Source organism: Nocardia jiangsuensis, from assembly GCF_042650385.1.
GTDB lineage: Bacteria > Actinomycetota > Actinomycetes > Mycobacteriales > Mycobacteriaceae > Nocardia > Nocardia jiangsuensis.
Map to the genome: position 1 here is coordinate 291,285 of NZ_JBHSAX010000022.1, position 22,625 is coordinate 313,909.

1 protein-coding gene and 1 pseudogene are annotated in these 22,625 nt (G+C 75.0%); both read left to right on the forward strand.

All coding sequences use genetic code 11. The annotated features are described in order from the left end of the window. Positions 1-21: 21 nt before the first annotated feature. Positions 22-10,758: pseudogene (locus ACFO0B_RS27470) on the forward strand (type I polyketide synthase); the annotation flags it as partial. Between the two features lie 325 nt (positions 10,759-11,083). Beyond that, on the forward strand, positions 11,084-22,625 hold an 11,542-nt coding region (locus ACFO0B_RS27475; protein ID WP_378615862.1), incomplete at its 3' end, for a type I polyketide synthase.

The window sequence follows — 22,625 nt, forward strand, 5'->3', positions numbered from 1 at the left end:
TTCGAGAAACCGAATCCCAGCATGGATCTGGCGGGATCCGGCATTGCGGTCGCGCGTTCGGCTGTCGCGCTCGGCGATGGTGACACCCCTGTTCACGGCGGCGTGTCATCGTTCGGCTTCGGCGGTGTCAACTGCCACGTCGTGCTGTCCGGCGCACCCGGCACCCGGGCGCGGAAACCGGTCGTACGCCCCGAGCCGGAGGGGCCCGTGCCGTGGGTGTTCTCCGCACGGGGGCAGGCCGCGCTGCACGCCCAGGCGGCGGCGCTGTCGGAATGGGCAGGGGAAAATCCCGGCACCGATATTCGGGACACCGGATGGTCCCTGGCCTCGACGCGCACGCGGTTCGAGAATCGGGCCGTTGTGGTCGGCGGTGATCATGCAACGCTGTGGTCCGGCGTCGCGGCGCTGGCCGCGGGCGAGCCGCACCCGGCGGTGGTCACCGGTGTGGTGGCGCCGGGCGAGCGCGGTGCGGTATTCGTCTTTCCGGGGCAGGGCGGGCAGTGGCTCGGCATGGGCCGGGAATTGCTCGCCACCTCGACGGTTTTCGCCCGCCGGCTGGCCGAATGCGAGGCGGCGCTCGCGCCCTGGGTGCCGTGGTCGCTGTCCGAGGTGCTCGCATCCGGTGACGAAGCGACCGTGCGGCCGGTGGATGTGCTGCAGCCGTTGCTGTGGGCGGTCATGGTCTCCGTGGCGGCCGTGTGGGAGGCGCACGGCGTGCGCCCTGCCGCTGTCATCGGGCACTCGCAGGGCGAGATCGCCGCGGCGGTCGTCGCCGGTGCGCTCAGCCTTCCGGATGCCGCCCGGGTGGTGGCTTCGCGCAGTACCGCATTGCGTGTTCTGCGCGGTACCGGAACCATGCTCTCGATCGCGCTGCCGCTCGACCGGATACGCGAACACTGCGCCGACCCGCTGACCGGGGGCCGGGTGGCGATCGCGGCGGTCAACGGCCCCGCCTCGGTGGTGCTCTCCGGCCCCGAGCCCGAACTCCAGCAGGTCGTGGACGGCCTCGGAGCCGAGGTGCGGACCCGGTGGCTTCCCGTGGACTACCCTTCGCACTCCGCCGGCGTCGAGATCCTGCGCGACGAACTGACCCGGACCCTGACCGGGCTCACGCCCGTAGCGAGCCGGGTGCCGGTGTACTCGACGGTTACCGCCCGTGTACTCGACACCACCCGCATGGACACCGGATACTGGTACGAGAACCTGCGTGGCACGGTCGCTTTCCACGATGCGGTGACCGCGGCCGCCGCCGACGGATTCACCAGGTTCGTCGAGGTCTCGCCGCATCCCGTGCTGGCCGGGGCCCTCGAGGAGACACTCGGCGGCACCGGGGTGGTGGTGGGGTCGCTGCGACGCGATCAGCCCGAGCGCGCGCAGCTGCTGCTCGCGGCGGCCCAGCTCTTCGTCACCGGCACCGTGATCGACTGGGCCGCCGTGTACGGCCCGGACGTGCGGCGGGTGCGGCTGCCGACCTACGCCTTCCAGCGCCGGTCCTTCTGGGCGGAGACTGTCGGCGCCGAGCCTGGTCCGATTCCGGCGCCCGCGGCAGCGGCCGATCCGCGGCCTGTAGCCCCGATCGCCGGAGCCGGCGACGCACTCGAGCTCGTACGCAAGCACACGGCGGTCGTACTCGGCCACACCGACCCGAGCGGTGTCGCCGTCGACCTGACCTTCCGCGACCTCGGCTTCGACTCGATCATGGCGACGCGGCTGCAACGCGCGCTCGCGGAGGCCACGGGCGCGGCGGTGCCCGCGACCCTCGTCTTCGACCACCCGACCCCGCTCGCGGTGGCGGAATTCCTGCGCGGCGGCGCCGACCTCGGTACCGAGCACACCGCACCGCCGATGCCCGCCGCCGAACCGCTCGCGGTGGTCGGCATGGCGTGCAGGCTGCCCGGCGGAATCTCCGACCCCGACCGGTTCTGGCAGTTCCTGCTGGACGAGGGCGACGCGGTGACCACCTTCCCGGCCGACCGCGGCTGGGATCTGGCGAACCTGTTCGACTCCGATCCGGACGCCGCGGGCAAGTCCTACGCCCGCGAGGGCGGATTCCTGGACGGTGCGGGCGATTTCGATGCGGGTTTCTTCGGGATCTCGCCGCGTGAGGCGCTGGCGATGGACCCGCAGCAGCGGCTGATGCTGGAGACGAGCTGGGAGGCGCTGGAGCGCGCCGGCGTCGACCCGGTATCGTTGCGCGGCAGCGATACCGGCGTCTTCGTCGGAGTGATGCCGGAGGACTACGGCCCTCGGCTGGGAAGCCAGGACGCCGCGGACGGTGTCGAGGGGTATCTGCTGACCGGCTCGGCCGGCAGCGTGGTGTCCGGCCGGGTGGCGTACGCGCTGGGGCTGCACGGCCCGGCGGTGACGGTGGATACCGCGTGCTCGTCGTCGCTGGTCGCCCTGCACCTGGCGGGGCAGGCGCTGCGCTCGGGGGAATGCTCGCTGGCGGTGGCCGGCGGGGTGACCGTGCTCGGCACCCCCGGCATCTTCGTGGATTTCGCGCGGCAGCGCGGGCTGGCCCCGGACGGGCGGTGCAAGTCCTTCGCCGGCGCCGCCGACGGCACCGGGTGGGCCGAGGGCGTCGGCGTCCTCGTGCTGGAGCGGTTGTCGGCGGCGCGGGCGAACGGGCATCGGGTGCTGGCGGTGCTGCGCGGCAGCGCGGTGAACCAGGACGGCGCCTCGAACGGGCTGACGGCGCCGAACGGCCCCGCGCAGCAGCGGGTGATCCGCCGCGCGCTGGCCGCGGCCGGATTGACCACCGCCGATGTGGATCTGGTCGAGGCACACGGCACCGGAACGGCGCTCGGCGATCCCATCGAGGCCCAGGCGCTGCTCGCCACCTATGGGCAGGACAGGCACGGCGGCGAGCCGGTACGGCTGGGCTCGGTGAAGTCGAATATCGGCCACACCCAGGCCGCCGCCGGGGTGACCGGGGTGATCAAGGCGGTGCTGGCGCTGCGGCACGGGGTGATGCCGGCGACCCTGCACGTGGACGAACCGACGCCGGAGGTGGACTGGGCCGCCGGCGCGGTCGAGCTGGTGACGGCGGCGCGGGACTGGCCGGAGACCGGCCGCCCCCGCCGGGCGGCGGTGTCGTCGTTCGGGATCAGCGGGACGAACGCGCACGTCATCGTGGAGCAGGCGCCGGACATCCCGGAGCCGCCGGGCGCCGATCCCGGACCGGTCGAGACCCCGCTGGCATGGGTGGTGTCCGGTCGTGGCCGCCGGGCGGCCACCGCGCAGGCGGAGCGGATCGCCGGATGGCTGCGAGCACAACCGGAGACGGTGACGACGCGGGCGTGGCTGGCCGACGCGGGCCGCGCGCTGCTCGAATCGCGGTCGCTGTTCGAGAACCGGACGGTCGTGCTCGGCGCCGACCGCGCCGAACTGCTGGCGGCGCTCGACGCCGCCGCCACCGAGGTGCCGCACCCGGGCGTGGTGTCCGGCGCCGTGGCCGCGGATTCCGGTGTCGTGTTCGTCTTTCCGGGGCAGGGCGGCCAGTGGCTCGGTATGGGCCGGGAGCTGCTCGCCACCTCCCCGGTGTTCGCGGAGCGGATGGCCGAGTGCGAAAGCGCACTCGCACCCTATGTTTCGTGGTCGTTGCGCGCTGCCATCGGGGACGAGGAACTGCTGGCCAGGGTGGACGTCGTGCAGCCGGTGCTGTGGGCGGTCATGGTCTCGCTCGCGGCGGTGTGGGAGGCGGGCGGCGTGCGGCCCGCGGCGGTGATCGGGCACTCGCAGGGCGAGATCGCCGCGATGGCGGTGGCCGGGGTGCTGAGCCTGGAGGACGGCGCGCGGGTGGTGGCGCTGCGCAGCGCCGCGCTGCGGACGCTGGCCGGTACCGGGACGATGCTCTCGGCCGGTGTCCCGGTGGCCGAGGTGCGCGAGCGGTTCGCCGGTGAGCTGGCCGACGGGCGCGTCGCCCTCGCCGCGGTGAACGGCCCGGCGTCGGTGGTACTCTCCGGCTCCGGCGCCGCGCTGGAGCGGGTCGTCGCGGGGCTGGGCGCGGAGGTGCGGACCCGGTGGCTGCCGGTGGACTACCCGTCGCACTCACCCGCGGTCGAGGTGCTGCGCACCGAACTGGTGCGGGCCATGGCCGGAATCGTCCCGGCGCGCGGCCGGGTGCCGGTGTACTCGACGGTGACCGCGAGCGTGCTCGATCCGGACGCGGTGAGCGGCGAGTACTGGTACGAGAACCTGCGCGCCACCGTCGCGTTCCACGGCGCGGTCGGCGCGGCCATTGATGCCGGGTTCACCCGGTTCGTCGAGGTCTCGCCGCATCCGGTGCTCACCACCGCCATCGGGGAGACCCTCGCCGGCACCGGCGTCGTGGTCGGATCGCTGCGGCGCGACCAGCCCGAACAGCGGCAACTGCGGACCGCCGCCGCGCAGTTGTTCGTCACCGGCACACCGGTCGACCTGACCACGGGTGAGCAGCGCGGCGGGCATCGGGTGGAGCTGCCGACCTACGCCTTCCAGCACCGGAGGTACTGGCTCGAAACGACCCCCGCCACCGTCCGAGCCGCTGACGACGCCCGGTTCTGGGAGCTGATCGACCGCGGCGACGTCCGCGAGCTGAACGAGACGATCGCCCCCGCGGACGCGGGCACCGCCGCCTGGGCCGCGGTGCTGCCCGGCCTGGCCGCCTGGCGGCAGACCCACCGGCGGCGCTCGCGGATCGATTCCTGGCGGCACCGGGTCGTCTGGAAGCCCGCCCCGGACGGCTTCCCGGCGGCGGCGCTCACCGGGCGGTGGCTGGTCGCCGGAGAGCACGCTTCGTGGACCGAGCAGTGCGTCGCCGCGCTCGAACGGCACGGCGCCACGGTCGAACGCCTGCGCCCGCCCGGGGCGGAGCGCGACGACTGGCGCGCCGCCGTGGACGCGCTCGGCGGCGACATCGCCGGCGTCGTCTCGCTGCTCGGGCTGGACGAGCATCCGCATCCCGGATACCCGGCGGTCCCGGCCGGATCGGCCGCCACGCTGGCGCTGCTGCACGGGCTCGGCGATGCCGGAATCGCGGCTCCGCTGTGGTGCCTCACCGGCGGAGCCGTCGGCACCGGCCCGTCCGACCCGGTCCGGCATCCGGCGCAGGCCGCGGTGTGGGGTCTGGGGCGGGTCGCCGCCCTGGAGAACCCCGGGGGATGGGGCGGATCGATCGACCTGCCGGCCGAGCCGGACGCCGCGAGCTGGGATCGGGTCTGCGCCGCCATGGCGTCGGGCACCGGTGAGGACCAGATCGCGGTGCGCCGCGCCGGAATCCTGGTGCGGCGGCTCGTGCAGGCTCCGCCGCTGGCCGATCCGGTCGCCGACGACGGCTGGACGGCGGCGACGGTGGTGATCACCGGTGGCACCGGCGCGCTCGGCGCGCACCTCGCGCGCTGGGCCGTGCGCCGGGGTGCGCGGCACCTGGTGCTGCTCAGCCGCCGCGGCCAGGGTGCCCCCGGCGCCGCGGAACTCGGTGCCGAGCTGCGGGACGCGGGCTGCGAGGTCCGGATCCTGGCCTGCGACACCGCCGACCGCGCCGCCCTCACCGCGGTGCTGGCCGATATCCCGATCTCCGCCGTGCTGCACGCCGCGGGCACCGACTGCGACCTGCCGCTGGCCGACACCGATCTCGAAGCCCTCGCGCATACCCTCGGTGCCAAGGCATTCGGCGCCTCGGTGCTCGACGAACTCCTCACCGGCCGCCCCGAGCTGCGCCTGTTCGTCCTGTTCTCCTCGGGCGCGGGCATCTGGGGTGGTGCCGGGCAGGGCGCGTACGCCGCCGCGAACGCCTACCTGGACGCCCTGGCCGAACAGCGCGGCGCAGCGGGGCTGCCGGCCACGGCGATCGCCTGGGGGCCGTGGGCGGAGCGGGGCATGGCCGCCGGTGCGCTGGGCGGCAGGCTCGCGCGCAGCGGCTTGACGGCGATGCCGCCCGAACTCGCGGTGGAGGCGCTGCAGCAGGTCGTCGACCACCGGGAGCGCACGGTCACCGTGGTCGACGCCGACTGGCCCCGGTTCCATTCCACCTTCGCGCTGGCACGCCCGCGGCCGCTGCTGCACGACCTGCCCGGCGTGCGGCCCGAGCCCGCGAACGAGCGGCCGGACGGATCGGGATCGGTGCTCGCGGAACGGCTCGCGGGGCTGCCGCGCGCCGAACAGGACCGGCGGGTGCTCGCCCTGGTCCGCGCCGGGGCCGCGGCCGTCGTCGGCGAGCCGGACGCAGGCAGCATCGGCGCCGATCGCGCCTTCCGCGATCTGGGCTTCGATTCGCTGACCCTGGTCGAGCTGCGCGCGAAACTCATCGAGATCACCGGCCTCGAACTGGCGACCACGATCGCGCTGGACCACCCGACGCCCGCGGCCGTCGCCGCTCACCTGCTGCGGCTCGTCCGTACCGAGGACCCCGCCGAGCCGGAGCCCGTGCGGCGGGCCGGGCCGGACGACGAACCGCTGGCCGTGATCGGCATGGCCTGCCGGTTGCCCGGCGGGATCAGCACCCCCGAGCAGCTGTGGCAGCTGGTGCTCGACGGCGGCGACGCCGTCACGGCCTTCCCCGCCGACCGCGGCTGGGACCTGGCGAACCTGTTCGACCCCGACCCGGACGCCACGGGCAAGTCCTACGCGAGGGAAGGCGGATTCCTGCACGACGCCGCCGATTTCGACGCCGAGTTCTTCGGGATCTCGCCGCGCGAGGCGCTGGCGATGGATCCGCAGCAGCGGCTGCTGCTGGAGACCGGCTGGGAGGCGCTGGAGAACGCCGGTATCGCCCCGGAATCGGTGCGCGGCAGCGATGTCGGCGTGTTCGTCGGCGCCATGCCGGAGGACTACGGTCCGCGGCTCGGCACCGCGGGGGTATCGGAACAGGTCGAGGGGTACCTGCTCACCGGCACCTCCGGCAGCGTGGTGTCGGGACGGCTGTCCTACGTGCTCGGGCTGGAGGGCCCGGCGGTGACGGTGGATACGGCGTGCTCGTCCTCGCTGGTGGCGCTGCACCTGGCGGGCCAGGCGCTGCGCTCGGGGGAGTGCTCGATGGCGCTCGCCGGCGGCGTCACCGTGATGGCGACGCCGGGGCCGTTCATCGATCTCAGCAGGCAGCGGGGTCTCGCCGCGGACGGCCGCTGCAAGGCCTTCGACGCCGCCGCGGACGGCTTCGGCCCCGCCGAGGGCGCGGGTGTTGTTGTGCTGGAACGGCTCTCGGAGGCGCGGGCCAACGGCCATCCGGTGCTGGCGGTGCTGCGCGGCAGCGCGGTGAACCAGGACGGCGCCTCCAACGGCCTGACCGCGCCGAACGGCCCCGCCCAGCAGCGGGTGATCCGCCGTGCGCTCGCCGCCGCGGGGCTGACCACCGCGGACGTGGACGTCGTCGAGGCGCACGGCACCGGGACCGCGCTGGGTGACCCCATCGAGGCGCAGGCGCTCCTTGCCACCTACGGCCGGGATCGGGAGACCCCGCTGTGGCTGGGGTCGGTGAAGTCCAATATCGGCCACACCCAGGCCGCCGCCGGGGTGACCGGCGTGATCAAGATGGTCTCGGCGCTACGGTACGGGGTGCTGCCCGCGACGCTGCACGTGCACCAGCCGAGCCCGCACGTGGACTGGGAGTCCGGAGCGGTGCGGCTGCTGACCACCGCACGGGACTGGCCGGAGCACGGCCGCCCCCGGCGTGCGGCGGTGTCGTCGTTCGGGATCAGCGGCACCAATGCCCACCTCGTCCTGGAGGCGGCACCCCCGCTCCCCGCCGAGCCCGCCGCGACACCGGACCGCACCGATCGGCCGGTGGTCTGGGTGCTCTCCGGGCGCGGCGAGCACGCGGCGGCCGGCCAGGCGGGCCGGTTGGCCGCCTGGCTGCGCGAGCATCCCGGGCAGGACCCCGCCGACGTGGGGTGGTCCTCGGTGACCACCCGGTCGATGCTGCCGGACCGGATCGTGCTGCTCGGCCGCGACGCCGGGCAACTGCCTGCCGCGCTGGACGCCGCCGCCGCGGGCACACCGCATCCCGCGGTGGTCGCGGGGTCGGTGACCGGGGCCGACCGCCGGGTGGCGTACCTGTTCGGCGGGCAGGGCTCGCAGCGGATCGGCATGGGCCGCGAGCTGGCCGACGCCTTCCCGGCCTTCGCCGCCGCCGTGGACGAGGTCTGCGCGCACCTGGACGGGTGGCTGCCGCGCCCGCTGCGGGAGGTGCTGTTCGCCGCGCCCGACTCCCCGGACGCCCTGCTGCTGAACGAGACCCACTACACCCAGGCGGGGTTGTTCGCGGTCGAGGTGGCGCTGTTCCGGCTGCTCGAATCGTTCGCCCTCACCCCCGATCTGCTGCTGGGACATTCGATCGGCGGGCTCGCCGCGGCCCACGTGGCCGGGGTGATGTCGCTGCCGGACGCGGCGCGGGTCGTCGCCGAGCGCGGGCGGCTCATGCAGCGGCTGCCTGCGGGCGGCGCGATGGTCTCCATCCGCGCCGACGAAGCCGAGGTCGCGGCGTCGCTGCCTGCGGTGCTCGGAGCCGATGCGGGCCGGGTGGCGCTCGCCGCGGTGAACGCCCCGGACGCGGTGGTGATCTCCGGCGATCTGGACGCGGTGACGGCGGTCGCCGAGCACTGGTCGGCGGCGGGGTACCGCACCAAGCCGCTGACGGTGTCGCACGCGTTCCATTCACACCGGATGGATCCGATGCTCGACGAATTCCGCACCGTGCTGGAGCGGATCGAGCTGCGGGCGCCGCTGCTCGAGGTGGTCTCGGACAGCACCGGCGCGCTGCTCACCGCCGAGCAGGCGACCTCGCCCGAGTACTGGGTGCGGCACGTGCGCGACACGGTCCGGTTCGCCGGTGCGCTGGCCTACCTGGCCGAGCAGGACGTGACGCACTACGTCGAGCTGGGCGAGGGTGCCCTGGCGAGTCTGGCCGGCGGTGCCGGGGTGGCGCTGTTGCGGGGTGAGAACGAGGCCGAGGCGATGCTGACCGGTGTGGCCCGGCTGTTCACCGCCGGGGTCGACGTCGACTGGCGCGCGGTCTACGCCGGCCGCGACGTCACGCGGGTGGCGTTGCCCACCTACGCCTTCCGGCGCAGGCGCTACTGGCTCGACTCCGGGCCACCGCCTCCGCCCGTCACCGGCTCCTGGCGCTACCGGGTGCGGTGGCGGCCAACGACCGCACCGCTCGGTGAGGGCAGGCTCACCGGCACCTGGCTGATCGCGGCGGCACCCGGGCACGAGCGGCTCGTCGCCGCCTGCGCGGAGGCGCTGGCCGGGCACGGCGCGAACACCGTCGTGCTCGCGCCCGAACTCGACCGGATCGCCGACCGCGAGGCGTGGGAGCGACAGCTCACCGCGCCGGTCTCCGGCGTGCTGTCGCTGCTCGGGCTGCTCGACACCGAACTCGGCACGGCGGCGACGGCGGCGCTGGTGCAGGGGCTCGGCGCCGCCGGGATCCGGGCACCGCTGTGGTCGGCCACCAGGGGCGCGGTCGCGGTCGGGCCGTCGGACGCGGTGACCGCGCCGCTGCAGGCCATGGTCTGGGGGCTGGGCCGGGTGGTGGCGCTCGAGCATCCCGAGAACTGGGGCGGGCTCGTCGACCTGCCCGGAACGCTGGATGCCCGCGCCGCGCGGGCCCTGTGCGAGGTGCTGTCCGGCACCGGCGCGGAGGATCAGGTCGCGATCCGCTCGGCCGGGACGTTCCTGCGCAGGCTGGTGCCCGCACCGGCGGCTGCCGACGGCGCCCTCGCGCTCACCGGCGGCACGGTCCTGATCACCGGCGGCACCGGCGCGCTCGGCGCGCACGTCGCCCGGTGGGCCGTGGGCGAAGGGGCCGCGCGGCTGCTGCTGCTCTCCCGCGGCGGCCCCGCCGCGCCGGGTGCGGGCGCTCTGATCGCCGAGCTGCGGGCGCTGGCACCGGAGGTCGGGGCGGAGGCGATCGCCTGCGACATCACCGATCTCGACGCCGTCGCCGCCGTGCTCGCCGCGATCCCGGCCGAGCACCCGCTGACCGCGGTGGTGCACACCGCGGGGGTCGGCACCATGGGCACCGTCGCCGAGCTCGACGCCACGGCCCTGGCCGCGGTGACGGCGGCGAAGGTGGGTGGCGCCACGGTGCTGCACCGGCTGCTCGGCGCCGAGGGCCCGGCCGCGCGGCTGGTGCTGTTCTCCTCGGCGGCGGGGGTGTGGGGCGGTGGCGGGCAGGCCGCGTACTCGGCCGCCAACGCCTACCTGGACGCGCTCGCCGAACACCGCTCCGGGCTCGGGCTCCCGACGACCGCCGTCGCCTGGGGGCCGTGGGCCGAGGGCGGCATGGCCGCGGGCGAGGTCGGCGAGACCATGGATCGGCGCGGCCTGCGCTCGATGCCACCGGAATCCGCCGTCCCGGCACTGGCCGAGGCGTTCGGTGACACCGCGATCACCATCGCGGACATGGACTGGTCACGCTTCTACCCCGCCTACGCGATCGCCCGGCCCCGGCCGTTCCTGCACGAGATCCCGGCCGTCGCCGCCATCGCCGCGGCCGGGAGCGAACCGGCACCGCCGGAGGTCCGGACGCCGTTCCTCGACCGGCTCGGCACCGCGACCGGCAGCGACCGCCGCGCCGTACTGATCGACCTCGTCCGCACCGAAGCGGGCACGGTGCTCGGGCACACCGGGACCGGGGGAATCCGGCCGGAGCGCGCCTTCCGCGACCTCGGCTTCGATTCACTCGCCGCGGTGGAGCTCCGCAACCGCATCAACTCGATCACCGGACTCGAACTCGAACCCACGGTCGTGTTCGACCACCCCACTCCGCAGGTTTTCGCCGACTACATCGGGGAGCAGCTCCGGAGTGGAAAGGAGCACGTCATGACGATAGTGACGACACTGGAACGGGAACTCGCGTCGCTCTCCCAGGACCGCGAGCTCTTCGACGGGGCGCTGGCCCGGCTCGAGCAGCTGCTGCTACCGCACCGATCCCGCGCACCGAAACCGGACGCGGACCCCGCCGACCTGATGGCGGCCACCGACGACGAGGTCTTCGACATCCTGGCCGACGAATTCGACATCTCCTAGCCACGGACATCCGCACGGCAGCCGGGGCGACCCGGCCGCGCTTTCGTGGCGCGCTATCGAAAGTAGTTTCCCGATGTCGAACGACGAGAAGTCGAACGAAGAAAAACTGCGGTACTTCCTCCGGAAGGTGACCTCCGACCTGCGCGAGAGCAACCGCAGGGTGGCGGAGCTGGAGGGGCGCGACACCGAGCCGCTCGCCCTGGTCGGCATGGCGTGCCGGTACCCGGGCGGCGTGCGTTCGGCGGAAGAACTGTGGCAGCTCGTGGTCGACGGCGGCGACGCCGTCACCGGATTTCCGGCCGACCGCGGCTGGGATATCGACGCCATCTATCACCCGGAACCGGGCCGGGCGGGGACGACGTACACCCGCGAGGGCGGATTCCTGCACGACGCCGCGGAATTCGACCCAGCCTTCTTCGGGATCTCGCCGCGCGAGGCGCTGGCGATGGATCCGCAGCAGCGGCTGCTGCTGGAGACGAGCTGGGAAGCGCTGGAGGACGCCGGTATCGATCCGGCGGTGCTGCGCGGCAGCGATACCGGGGTGTTCCTGGGCAGCAATGCCCAGGACTACGAGGCGGTCGCGCAGCGCGCGGCGGACAGCGCCGACGGCTACCTGCTGACCGGAACCGCGGGCAGCGTGCTGTCCGGCCGGGTCGCGTACGCGCTGGGGCTGGAGGGCCCGGCGGTGACCGTCGACACCGCGTGCTCGTCGTCGCTGGTCGCGCTGCACTGGGCCGGGCAGGCGCTGCGCCGGGGCGAGTGCTCGATGGCGCTGGCGGGCGGGGTCGCGATCATGTCGACCCCGACCGGTTTCGTGGAGTTCGCCCGCCAGCGCGGCCTGGCCGCGGACGGGCGCTGCAAATCGTTCGCGGCGGCCGCCGACGGCACCGGCTGGAGCGAGGGCGTCGGGGTGGTGGTGCTGGAGCGGCTCGCCGACGCCACCGCCAACGGCCACACCGTGCTGGCGGTGCTGCGCGGCAGCGCGGTCAACCAGGACGGCGCCTCCAACGGCCTCACCGCGCCGCACGGCCCCTCGCAGCGGCGGGTGATCCGCCGGGCCCTGGCCGCGAGCGGGCTGACCACCCGGGATATCGATGTGGTCGAGGCGCACGGCACCGGCACCGCGCTCGGTGATCCCATCGAGGCACGGGCGTTGCTCGACACCTACGGCCGGGACCGGGAGCCGGGTAATCCGCTGCGGCTCGGCTCGATCAAGTCGAACATCGGCCACACCCAGGCCGCCGCGGGCGTCGCGGGCGTCATCAAGATGGTGCAGGCCATGCGGCACGGGCTGATGCCGCGGACCCTGCACGTGGATCGGCCGACCCCGCACGTCGATTGGCGCGCGGGCGGGGTCGAGCTGCTCACCGAGGCCACCGAGTGGCCGGCGAACGGGCAGCCGCGCCGGGCCGCGGTCTCCTCGTTCGGGATCAGCGGCACCAACGCGCACGTGATCCTGGAGCAGGCGCCCCGCGAAGACACCGAGCAGACCGACCGGCCCGGCTTCGACGGCCCGGTGTCCTTGGTGATCTCCGGACGCGGCCGGGACGCGGTGGCCGGGCAGGCCGCGCGGCTGCGCGACCGGCTGCTGGCGCGCCCCGAGCTCGCCGCGGATTCCCGCGGCGCCGCCGATCTCGGCTGGTCGCTGGTGTCGACCCGCGCGGTCTTCGAGGATCGCGCGGTGGTGATCGGCCACGACCGCGCGACGCTGCTGGCCGGGCTGGACGCCGTGGCCACGGGCGTGCCGCACCCGAACGCCGTGCTCCCCGCCGGCGCGCGGAGCGGGATCGGCTTCCTGTTCGCCGGACAGGGCGCCCAGCGCGCCGGGATGGGAAAGGCGCTCGCCGCCACCTTCCCGGTCTTCGCCGACGCGCTCGAGCAGGCGTGCCTGCAGCTCGACCGCTGGTTGCCGCGGCCGCTGCGGGAGGTGCTGTTCGCCGAGCCGGGCTCGCCCGACGCCGCGCTGCTGCACGACACCGGCTACACCCAGCCCGCGCTCTTCGCGGTCGAGGTCGCGCTCTTCCGGCTGCTGGAATCCTGGTCGGTCACCCCCGATCACCTGCTCGGCCATTCGATCGGCGGGCTGGCCGCAGCGCACGTGGCCGGGGTGCTGTCGCTGCCGGACGCGGCCCGCGTGGTCGCCGAACGCGGCAGGCTCATGCAGCGGCTGCCCGCCGGTGGCGCGATGGCGTCCATCCGGGCCGGGCACCGCGAGGTACTCGAATCACTCTCCGCCGCGGGCGATGTCGGTGACCGTGTGTCGATCGCGGCGGTCAATGCCCCGGACGCGGTCGTGATCTCCGGCGATCTGGACGCGGTCACCGCCATCACCGAGCACTGGTCGGCGGCGGGGCGCCGCACCCGGCGGCTGACGGTGTCGCACGCCTTCCACTCGCAGCGCATGGAGCCGATGCTCGACGAGTTCCGCGCCGTGCTGGCCGCGGTCGAGCTGCGGCCGCCCGCCATCCCGGTGATCTCCGACAGCACCGGCGAGCCGCTGACCGCCGAGCAGGCGACCTCGCCCGAGTACTGGGTCCGGCACGTCCGCGCGACCGTGCTCTTCGCCGACGCGCTGGCCGGGCTCGCCGAGCGCGGCACCGGCCACTTCCTCGAGCTCGGTGACGGTGGCCTCGCGAGCCTGACCGGCGCGGCCGGGGTGGCGCTGCTGCGCGGCGAGCGCGAGGCGGAGGCGGTGTTGCTCGGCGTCGCCCGGCTCTTCACCGCCGGCGTCGATGTCGACTGGGCCGCGCTGTATTCCGGGTCGGCGCCGGAGCGCGTCGCGCTGCCGAGCTACGCCTTCCAGCGGCAGCGGTACTGGCTCGAACCCGACAGCGCTCCGGCCGAGCCGGGGGTCGACGCGGACTTCTGGCGGCTGGTCGAAGCCGGTGCCGTCGGTGAGCTGGCACCGGACACCGAGCACGATGCGGCGCAGTGGAATCCGGTCCTGCGGGCACTGACCGAGTGGCGAACCGCCCGCCGCGCGCGGTCGCGGCTCGACGCCTGGCGCTACCGGGTGCGGTGGCAGCCCGCCCCGGCTCCGGCCGGGCCCGCCCGGCTCCGCGGAACATGGTTGATCGTCGCCGCACCCGAGCACGGTGATCTCGCGGCGGCGTGCGCGCGGGCTGTCGCCGGGCACGGTGCGAGCGCGCTCGTGCTCGACGCCGACCCGGCGGCCGACCGGCACGCCTGGGCCGCCCGCCTGGGCGACGCGGTGCAGGATCGGCCCGCCGGGGTGCTGTCCCTGCTCGGAGTACTCGAAAATCCGGCGCCGGGAACCGATTCCGCGAGCGGTGTCTCGGCGGGGCTCGCGAGCACCGTGGCCCTGGTGCAGGGGCTGGGAGACGCGGGAGTGGGCGCGCCGCTGTGGTCGCTGACCCGGGGCGCGGCGGCGGTCGCCCCGGCCGAGGTCGTCGCGCCGGTGCAGGCCATGGTGAGCGGCCTCGGCCGGGTGGTGGCGCTCGAGCACCCCGAGCGCTGGGGTGGCAGCATCGACCTGCCGGAGGTGCTCGACACCCGCGCCGAGCAGGCGCTGGCCACGGTGCTCGCGGGCAGCGCGGGTGAGGACCAGGTCGCGATCCGCTCGGCGGGGGTCTTCCTGCGCCGCCTGACCCCCGCACCGGCCGCGACCGCCCCGGCCACCGACCTGCGCGGCACGGTCCTGATCACCGGCGGCACCGGCGCGCTTGGCGCACACGTCGCCCGCTGGGCCGCCGCGCACGGCGCGGAACGGCTCGTGCTGCTCTCCCGCCGCGGCCCGGCCGCCCCCGGCGCCGACGACCTGCGCGCCGAGCTGCACACCATCGCGCCCACCGTGCCGGTCCAGATCGTGGCCTGCGACATCACCGATCGCCTCGCCCTGGCTTCGGTGCTCGGGGCCGTGCCCGGCGACCATCCGCTCACCACCGTGGTGCACACCGCCGGGGTGCTGGACGACGGCACGGTCGACGCGCTGACCCCGGAGCGCCTGGCGACCGTGCTGACGGTCAAGCGCACCGGGGCGTGGCACCTGCACGAACTCACCGCGGAGCTGCCGCTCTCGGCCTTCGTGCTGTTCTCCTCCGCCGCGGGCGTCTGGGGGTCGGGCGGGCAGGGCGGCTATGCCGCCGCCAATGCCTACCTGGACGCGCTCGCCGAGTACCGCCACCACAGTGGGCTGCCCGCGACCGCCATCGCCTGGGGTCCGTGGGCCGAAACGGGCATGGCCGCAGGCGATCTCGGCGACAGACTGGATCGCCACGGGCTGACGCCGCTGCCGCCGGAATCCGCGCTGCGCGCCCTCGGACACGCCGTCGACGGCGGGGACGTCACCGTGACCGTCGCCGATGTCGACTGGCGGCGATTCCACCCGCACTTCACCGCGCTGCGGCCCGCACCCCTGCTCGGCGGCATCCCGGAGGTGGCGGCGATCCCCGCCGGAGCGGATCGCGACCCCGGAGCGGGCGGCTCGGAACAGCTCGCGCACCTGGCCGGAGCCTCCGCCCCGGATCGGCACGGGGCCGTGCTCGACCTGGTGCGCGCGGCCGCCGCCCGGGTTCTGGGACACCGGAGCCCCGATTCCGTCGGCGCCGACCGCACCTTCCGGGAGCTGGGCATCGACTCGCTCACCGCGATCGAGCTCGCGGGCGAGCTGAGCCGGGCGGCCGGGGTGGCCGTGCCGTCGACGCTGGTCTTCGACTATCCGACGGTGACCGCCACCGCGGGCTTCATCGTGCGGAAGCTGTTCCCGGACATCGAGAGCGACGAACCCGGCCCGCGGCACCGCACCGCCTCCGACGAGCCGCTCGCGCTGGTCGGCATGGCCTGTCGGCTGCCGGGCGGCGTGGCATCGCCGGAACAGTTCTGGCGGCTGATCGCCGAGGGCGGCGACGCCATCGGCGGGTTCCCCGAGGATCGCGGCTGGGATCTGGACGCGCTCTACGACCCCGACCCGGAGACCGCGGGCACCACCTACGCGCGCGACGGCGGATTCCTGCACGACGCCGGACGCTTCGACGCCGGATTCTTCGGGATCTCGCCGCGCGAGGCGCTGGCGATGGATCCGCAGCAGCGGCTGCTGCTGGAGACCGGCTGGGAGGCGCTGGAGAACGCGGGGATCGACCCGAAATCGCTGCGCGGCAGCGACACCGGCGTCTTCGCCGGGGCCAGCTACCACGACTACGCCACCCGGCTGGACGCCGTTCCGCCGGAGGTCGAGGGATACCTGGGCACCGGCAACGCGGGCAGCGTGGTCTCCGGGCGCCTCGCCTACGTGCTCGGGCTGGAGGGGCCTGCGCTCACGGTGGACACCGCGTGCTCCTCGTCGCTGGTGGCGCTGCACCTGGCCGGGCAGGCGCTGCGCCGGGGCGAGTGCTCGATGGCGCTGGCCGGCGGCGTCACTGTCATGTCGACACCGGAGATGTTCGTCGAATTCTCCCGGCAGCGCGGGCTGGCCGCGGACGGCCGCTGCAAGTCCTTCGCCGGCGCCGCGGACGGCACCGGCTGGGGCGAGGGCGTCGGGGTGGTCGTGCTGGAACGGCTGTCGGACGCGCAGGCGAAGGGGCATCGGGTGCTGGCGGTGCTGCGCGGTAGCGCGGTGAACCAGGACGGTGCGTCCAATGGGCTGACGGCGCCGAACGGCCCGTCCCAGCAGCGGGTGATCCGGCAGGCGCTCGCGGCGGCCGGGCTCACCACCGCGGATGTGGATGTGGTCGAGGCGCACGGCACCGGGACCGCGCTGGGTGATCCGATCGAGGCGCAGGCGTTGCTGGCCACCTACGGCCGGGACCGGGTGGCCCCGCTGTGGCTGGGGTCGGTGAAGTCCAATATCGGCCACACCCAGGCCGCCGCCGGGGTGGCGGGGGTGATCAAGATGGTGCTGGCGCTGCGGCACCGGGTGTTGCCCGCGACGCTGCACGTGGACGAGCCGACGCCACACGTGGATTGGGCCTCCGGCGCGGTCGAGCTGCTCACGGCGGCGCGGGCGTGGCCGGACGGTGACCGGCCCCGGCGCGCGGCGGTGTCGTCGTTCGGGATCAGCGGCACCAATGCGCATCTCGTGCTGGAACAGGCGCCCGACGAGGTTGTTCCCGAGCACCCCGCCGACGCGGGGGAGCCGGTGGCCTGGGTGGTCTCCGGGCGCGGCCGGGATGCCGTCGCCGCGCAGGCCGGGCGGCTGGCCGAGTGGTTGCGGGAGCATCCGGAGTCCGGGACGGCCGAGGTGGCGCGGTCGCTGCTCGGCACCCGATCGCTCTTCGAGGACCGCGCGGTGGTGGTCGGCGACGAGCGCGCGGCGCTGCTCGCCGGGCTGGACGCCGCGGCCGCGGGCGTGCCGCATCCCGGCGTGCTGACCGGGTCGGCCGGCGCCGCCTCCGGCGTGGTGTTCGTCTTCCCGGGCCAGGGCGGCCAGTGGGCCGGGATGGGGCGCGAACTGCTCGCCACCACCCCGGTTTTCGCGGAGCGGATGGCCGAGTGCGAGGCGGCGCTGGAGCCGTGGGTGGAGTGGTCGCTGCGCGCGGTGATCGAGTCCGGTGACGCGGAGCTGCTGGCCGGGGTGGACGTGGTCCAGCCGGTGCTGTGGGCGTTGATGGTCTCGCTGGCCGCGGTGTGGGAGGCGCGGGGCGTGCGGCCCGCCGCGGTGATCGGGCACTCCCAGGGTGAGATCGCCGCCGCGGTGGTCGCCGGTGCGCTGAGCCTGGCCGACGGCGCGCGGGTGGTCGCGGTGCGCAGCGCCGCGCTGCGGGCGCTCGGCGGCACCGGTGCGATGCTCTCGGTGGCGCTGCCGGTCGAGCGGCTGACCCTCGACGAGCGGGTCTCGGTCGCGGCGGTGAACGGCCCGGCGGCGGTGGTGCTCTCCGGCCCGGCCGATGCCCTGCGGCAGGCGGAGGCGGGGCTCGACGCCGAGGTGCGGACCCGCTGGCTGCCGGTGGACTACGCCTCGCACTCGCCCGCCGTGCAGGTACTGCGCGACGAGCTGGCCGGCGCGCTGGCCGGGATCGCCCCGCAGGCCGGGCGGGTCCCCGTGTACTCGACGGTGACGGCGGAGGTACTCGACACCACCGCGATGGACGCCGGGTACTGGTACGAGAACCTGCGCGGCACCGTCGCCTTCCACGCCGCGGTGACCGCCGCGATCGGCGCCGGGCACACCACCTTCCTCGAGGTGTCGCCGCATCCGGTGCTGGTGGCGCCTCTCCAGGAGACCCTCGACGATCTTCCCGGCGGCGGTGTGGTGACCGGGTCGCTGCGCCGCGATCAACCCGAACGGCTGCAACTGCTCACGGCGGCGGCGCGGCTGTTCGTCACCGGTACGCCGATCGATGTGGCAACGGGGGCCGCCGACGGACGGTACGTCCCCCTGCCGACCTACGCCTTCCGGCACCAGCGGTACTGGCTGGAGTCGACCGACGCGGGCGGCGGTGACGCGGGCAGCCTCGGGCTCGGCACGGTGGCGCATCCGCTGCTCGGTGCGGCGGCGGAGCTCGCCGAGACCGGCACGGTGGTGCTGAGCGGCCGGATCTCGGCGCGCACCCAGCCGTGGGTGGCCGATCACGTGGTCAACGGGTCGATCCTGCTGCCCGGCACCGCCTTCGTCGAGCTCGCGCTCTGCGCGGCCGACCGGATCGGGTACGCACGGGTGGCGGAGCTGATCATCCACACCCCGCTGGAGCTGAGCGCCGCCCGCGATCTCCAGGTCGTCGTCACCCGGCCCGGCGCCGAGCGAGCCGTCGACATCTACTCCCGGCCGCACGAGGACGAGCCGTGGACGCACCACGCCACCGGCACCCTCGCCGCCGACCCGGCCGCTGCGCCCGAACCGGCGGGGGACTGGCCTCCGCCCGGCGCCGAACCGGTGCCGACGGCGGAGCTCTACGACCGGCTGGACGGCGCGGGACTCGGCTACGGCCCCGCCTTCCGCGGGCTGCGGGCGGCATGGCGGCACGCCGGGGACATCTACGCCGAGGTGGCCCTGCCCGGCGACACCGCCGGATTCGGCGTGCATCCCGCGCTGCTGGACGCGGCGCTGCACGCGATCGGTGAGACCGGCATCGGCGGCGGCACCGCGCTGCTGCCCTTCGCCTGGACCGGAATCGAGCTGCACGCCACCGACGCCCGCGCGCTGCGGGTCCGGCTGCGTCGCACCGATCCCACCGGCGACACCGTCGCCCTCACCGCCACCGACCCCTCCGGCGCACCGGTGATCTCGATCGGGAGCCTCACCCTGCGCCCGATCGATGCCGACCGGCTGCCCACCGGCACCACCCGCGACCTCTACACCCTGGCCTGGACAGCACACCCTGCCCCCGCGCCCCACCCCGCCGATTCCATCGCACTGCTGGCGATTCCGGAGTTCGGTGCCGCACTCGCCGCCGAACTGAGCGCGGCATCGGGCAACCCGCCGGTACATACCGATATCGATACCCTGCTCGCCGCACCCCCGGAGCTGGTGGTCCTCCCGCTCTCCGGCACCGGCCACCACGGCCGTCCGGCGATCCTCGTCGCCCCCGTGCTCGCGCTGGTGCAACGGTGGCTGCGCACCCCCGAACTCGCCGCGACCCGGCTGGCCGTGCTCACCCGGGGAGCGATCGCCGCAGCCCCGGGCGACGAGGTGCGCGATCCGGCCGCGGCCGCGGTGTGGGGGCTGCTCCGCAGCGCCGACCTCGAGCACCCCGGCCGCTTCCTGCTGCTCGATGCCGATCGGGATACCGAGGACGCCGCATTGCCGGCCGACCTGCCGGCAGGCGGCGAATCGCAGCTCGCGTTCCGGGACGGGCAGCTCCTGGTGCCGCGGGTCCGCCCGGCGGTGCGCGCGCCGGACGCGCCGGACCGGGATTGGGCGCTGTCCGGCACCGTCCTGATCACCGGCGGCACCGGCGTGCTCGGCGGCGCGCTGGCCGGGCACCTCGTGGCCGGCGGCGCCCGCCGGCTGCTGCTCACCGGGCGCCGCGGGATCGAGGCGCCGGGCGCGGGCGAACTGGCCGAACGGCTGCGCGCACTCGGCGCCCACGTGGACGTCGTGGCCTGCGACATGGCGGATCGCGGTGCGGTGGCGGCGCTGCTGGACACCGTTCCGGCCGAGCATCCGCTGACCGCTGTCGTGCACGCGGCCGGGGTACTCGACGACGGAACCGTCGAGGCCATGGACGAGCGGCGGCTGCTCGGCGTGCTCACCCCGAAGGCCGACGCGGCCTGGATCCTGCACGAGCTCACAGCCGGGACAGCGCTCACCGACTTCGTGCTCTTCTCCTCGGCGACCGGGGCCCTCGGCAACGCGGGCCAGAGCGGTTACGGCGCCGCCAATGCCTACCTGGACGCGCTCGCCCACCATCGCCGAGCCCTCGGCCTCCCCGCCATCTCGCTCGGCTGGGGGCTGTGGGCCGAGACCAGCGCCATGACCGGCCGGATGGGCGGGCGCGGCCGCGCCCGGTTGACCGGCCGCGGCGCGATCGGCCTCGGCACCGAGCGGGGGCTCGCGCTGTTCGACGCGGCGACGGCGATGCCCGAGCCGCATCTGCTTCCGGTCCAGCTGGACCGGGGTGCCCTGCGCGCGAACGCCGAGAACGGCTCGCTGCCCGCCGTCTTCCGTGATCTGATCCGGGTGCCGCGCAGGCGCGCCCGCACCGACGCCGGCGGCGACGACTTCGGCGCTCGGCTGGCCCGGCTGGCTCCGGCCGAGCGCCACCGGATCGTCACCGAGCTGGTGACCGGGCACGTGGCCGGCGTCCTCGGGCACGCCGACCCCGCGGGCATCACGATCGGCAGGCCCCTCCGGGAGCTGGGATTCGACTCGCTCAGCGCCATCGACCTGCGCAACCGGCTCGGCGCCGCGACCGGGCTGCGGCTGCCCGCGACCCTGATCTTCGACTACCCGACCCCGGAGCGCATCACCGGCCACATCCTGGATCAGCTCGGCGGCCGGGACGAACCCGTTGCCGCACCGGCCACCCCGGTGCTCGCCGCGGACGAGCCGGTGGCGGTGGTCGGCATGGCGTGCAGGCTGCCCGGCGGCGTCGGCTCGGCGGAGGAGCTGTGGCAGCTGGTACTCGGCGAAGGCGACGGGATCACGCCGTTCCCCGCCGATCGCGGCTGGGACCTGGCCGGGCTGTACGACCCGGACCCGGAGGCCGTCGGGAAGACCTACGGGCGCTCGGGCGGATTCCTGCCGGACGCCGGACATTTCGACGCCGGCTTCTTCGGGATCTCGCCGCGCGAGGCGCTGGCGATGGACCCGCAGCAGCGGCTGCTGCTGGAGACCGGCTGGGAGGCGATCGAACACGCCGGAATGGACCCGAAGGCATTGCACGGCAGCGACACCGGCGTGTTCGCGGGAGTCATGTACCACGACTACTCCACGCAGATGACCGCGGTGCCGGACGGGGTCGAGGCATTCCTCGGCACCGGCAACGCGAGCAGCGTGGTCTCCGGGCGCATCGCCTACGCGCTCGGGCTGGAGGGCCCGGCCGTCACCGTGGACACGGCGTGCTCGTCGTCGCTGGTGGCGCTGCACCTGGCGGGCCAGGCGCTGCGGCGCGGCGAGTGCTCGCTGGCGCTGGCCGGTGGCGTCACGGTGATGGCGACCCCGGGCACCTTCCTCGACTTCAGCAGGCAGCGTGGCCTCGCCGCGGACGGGCGCTGCAAGGCGTTCGGTGCCGGAGCGGACGGCTTCGGCCCCGCCGAAGGCGTCGGTGTGCTGGTGCTGGAGCGCTTGTCCGACGCGCGGGCGAACGGGCACCGGGTGCTGGCGGTGCTGCGCGGCAGCGCGGTGAACCAGGACGGTGCCTCCAACGGCCTGACCGCGCCGAACGGGCCGTCCCAGCAGCGGGTGATCCGGCAGGCGCTGGCGAGCGCCGGGCTGACCACGGCCGATGTGGACGTGGTTGAGGCGCACGGCACCGGCACCGCGCTCGGTGACCCCATCGAGGCGCAGGCCCTGCTCGCCACCTACGGCCGGGACCGCGCGCCGGAGCACCCGCTGTGGCTGGGTTCGGTGAAGTCCAATATCGGCCACACCCAGGCCGCCGCCGGTGTCGCCGGGGTGATCAAGATGATCATGGCGCTGCGGCACGAGGTGCTGCCCGCCACCCTGCACGCGGACGAGCCGACCCCGCACGTCGACTGGACGTCCGGCGCGGTCGAGTTGCTGACGAGCGCGCGGGAGTGGCCCGTCAACGGGCATCCGCGCCGGGCGGCGGTCTCCTCCTTCGGGATCAGCGGCACCAATGCGCACGTCGTGCTGGAACAGGCGCCCGACGACCACGCCGGGCCCGGCCGCGCCGAATCGGGCGCCCCGGTGGCCTGGGTGATCTCCGGCCGCGGCGAACCCGCCGTGGCCGCGCAGGCGGCCCGGCTGGCCGGCTGGTCGCGCGCGCATCCGGAACACGGCGTGGCCGAGGTGGGCCGGTCCCTGCTGGCGACCCGGACGCTGTTCGAGAATCGGACGGTCGTGATCGGCACGGACCGCGCCGATTTCGCGGCCGGGCTCGATGCCGCGGCGGCCGGTGTACCGCATCCCGGCGTGGTGACCGGTTCGGCGGGGCCGGAGTCCGGTGTGGTGTTTGTTTTCCCGGGTCAGGGTGGTCAGTGGGCGGGGATGGGGCGTGAGCTGCTGGTGTCGTCGCCGGTCTTCGCGGCGCGGATGG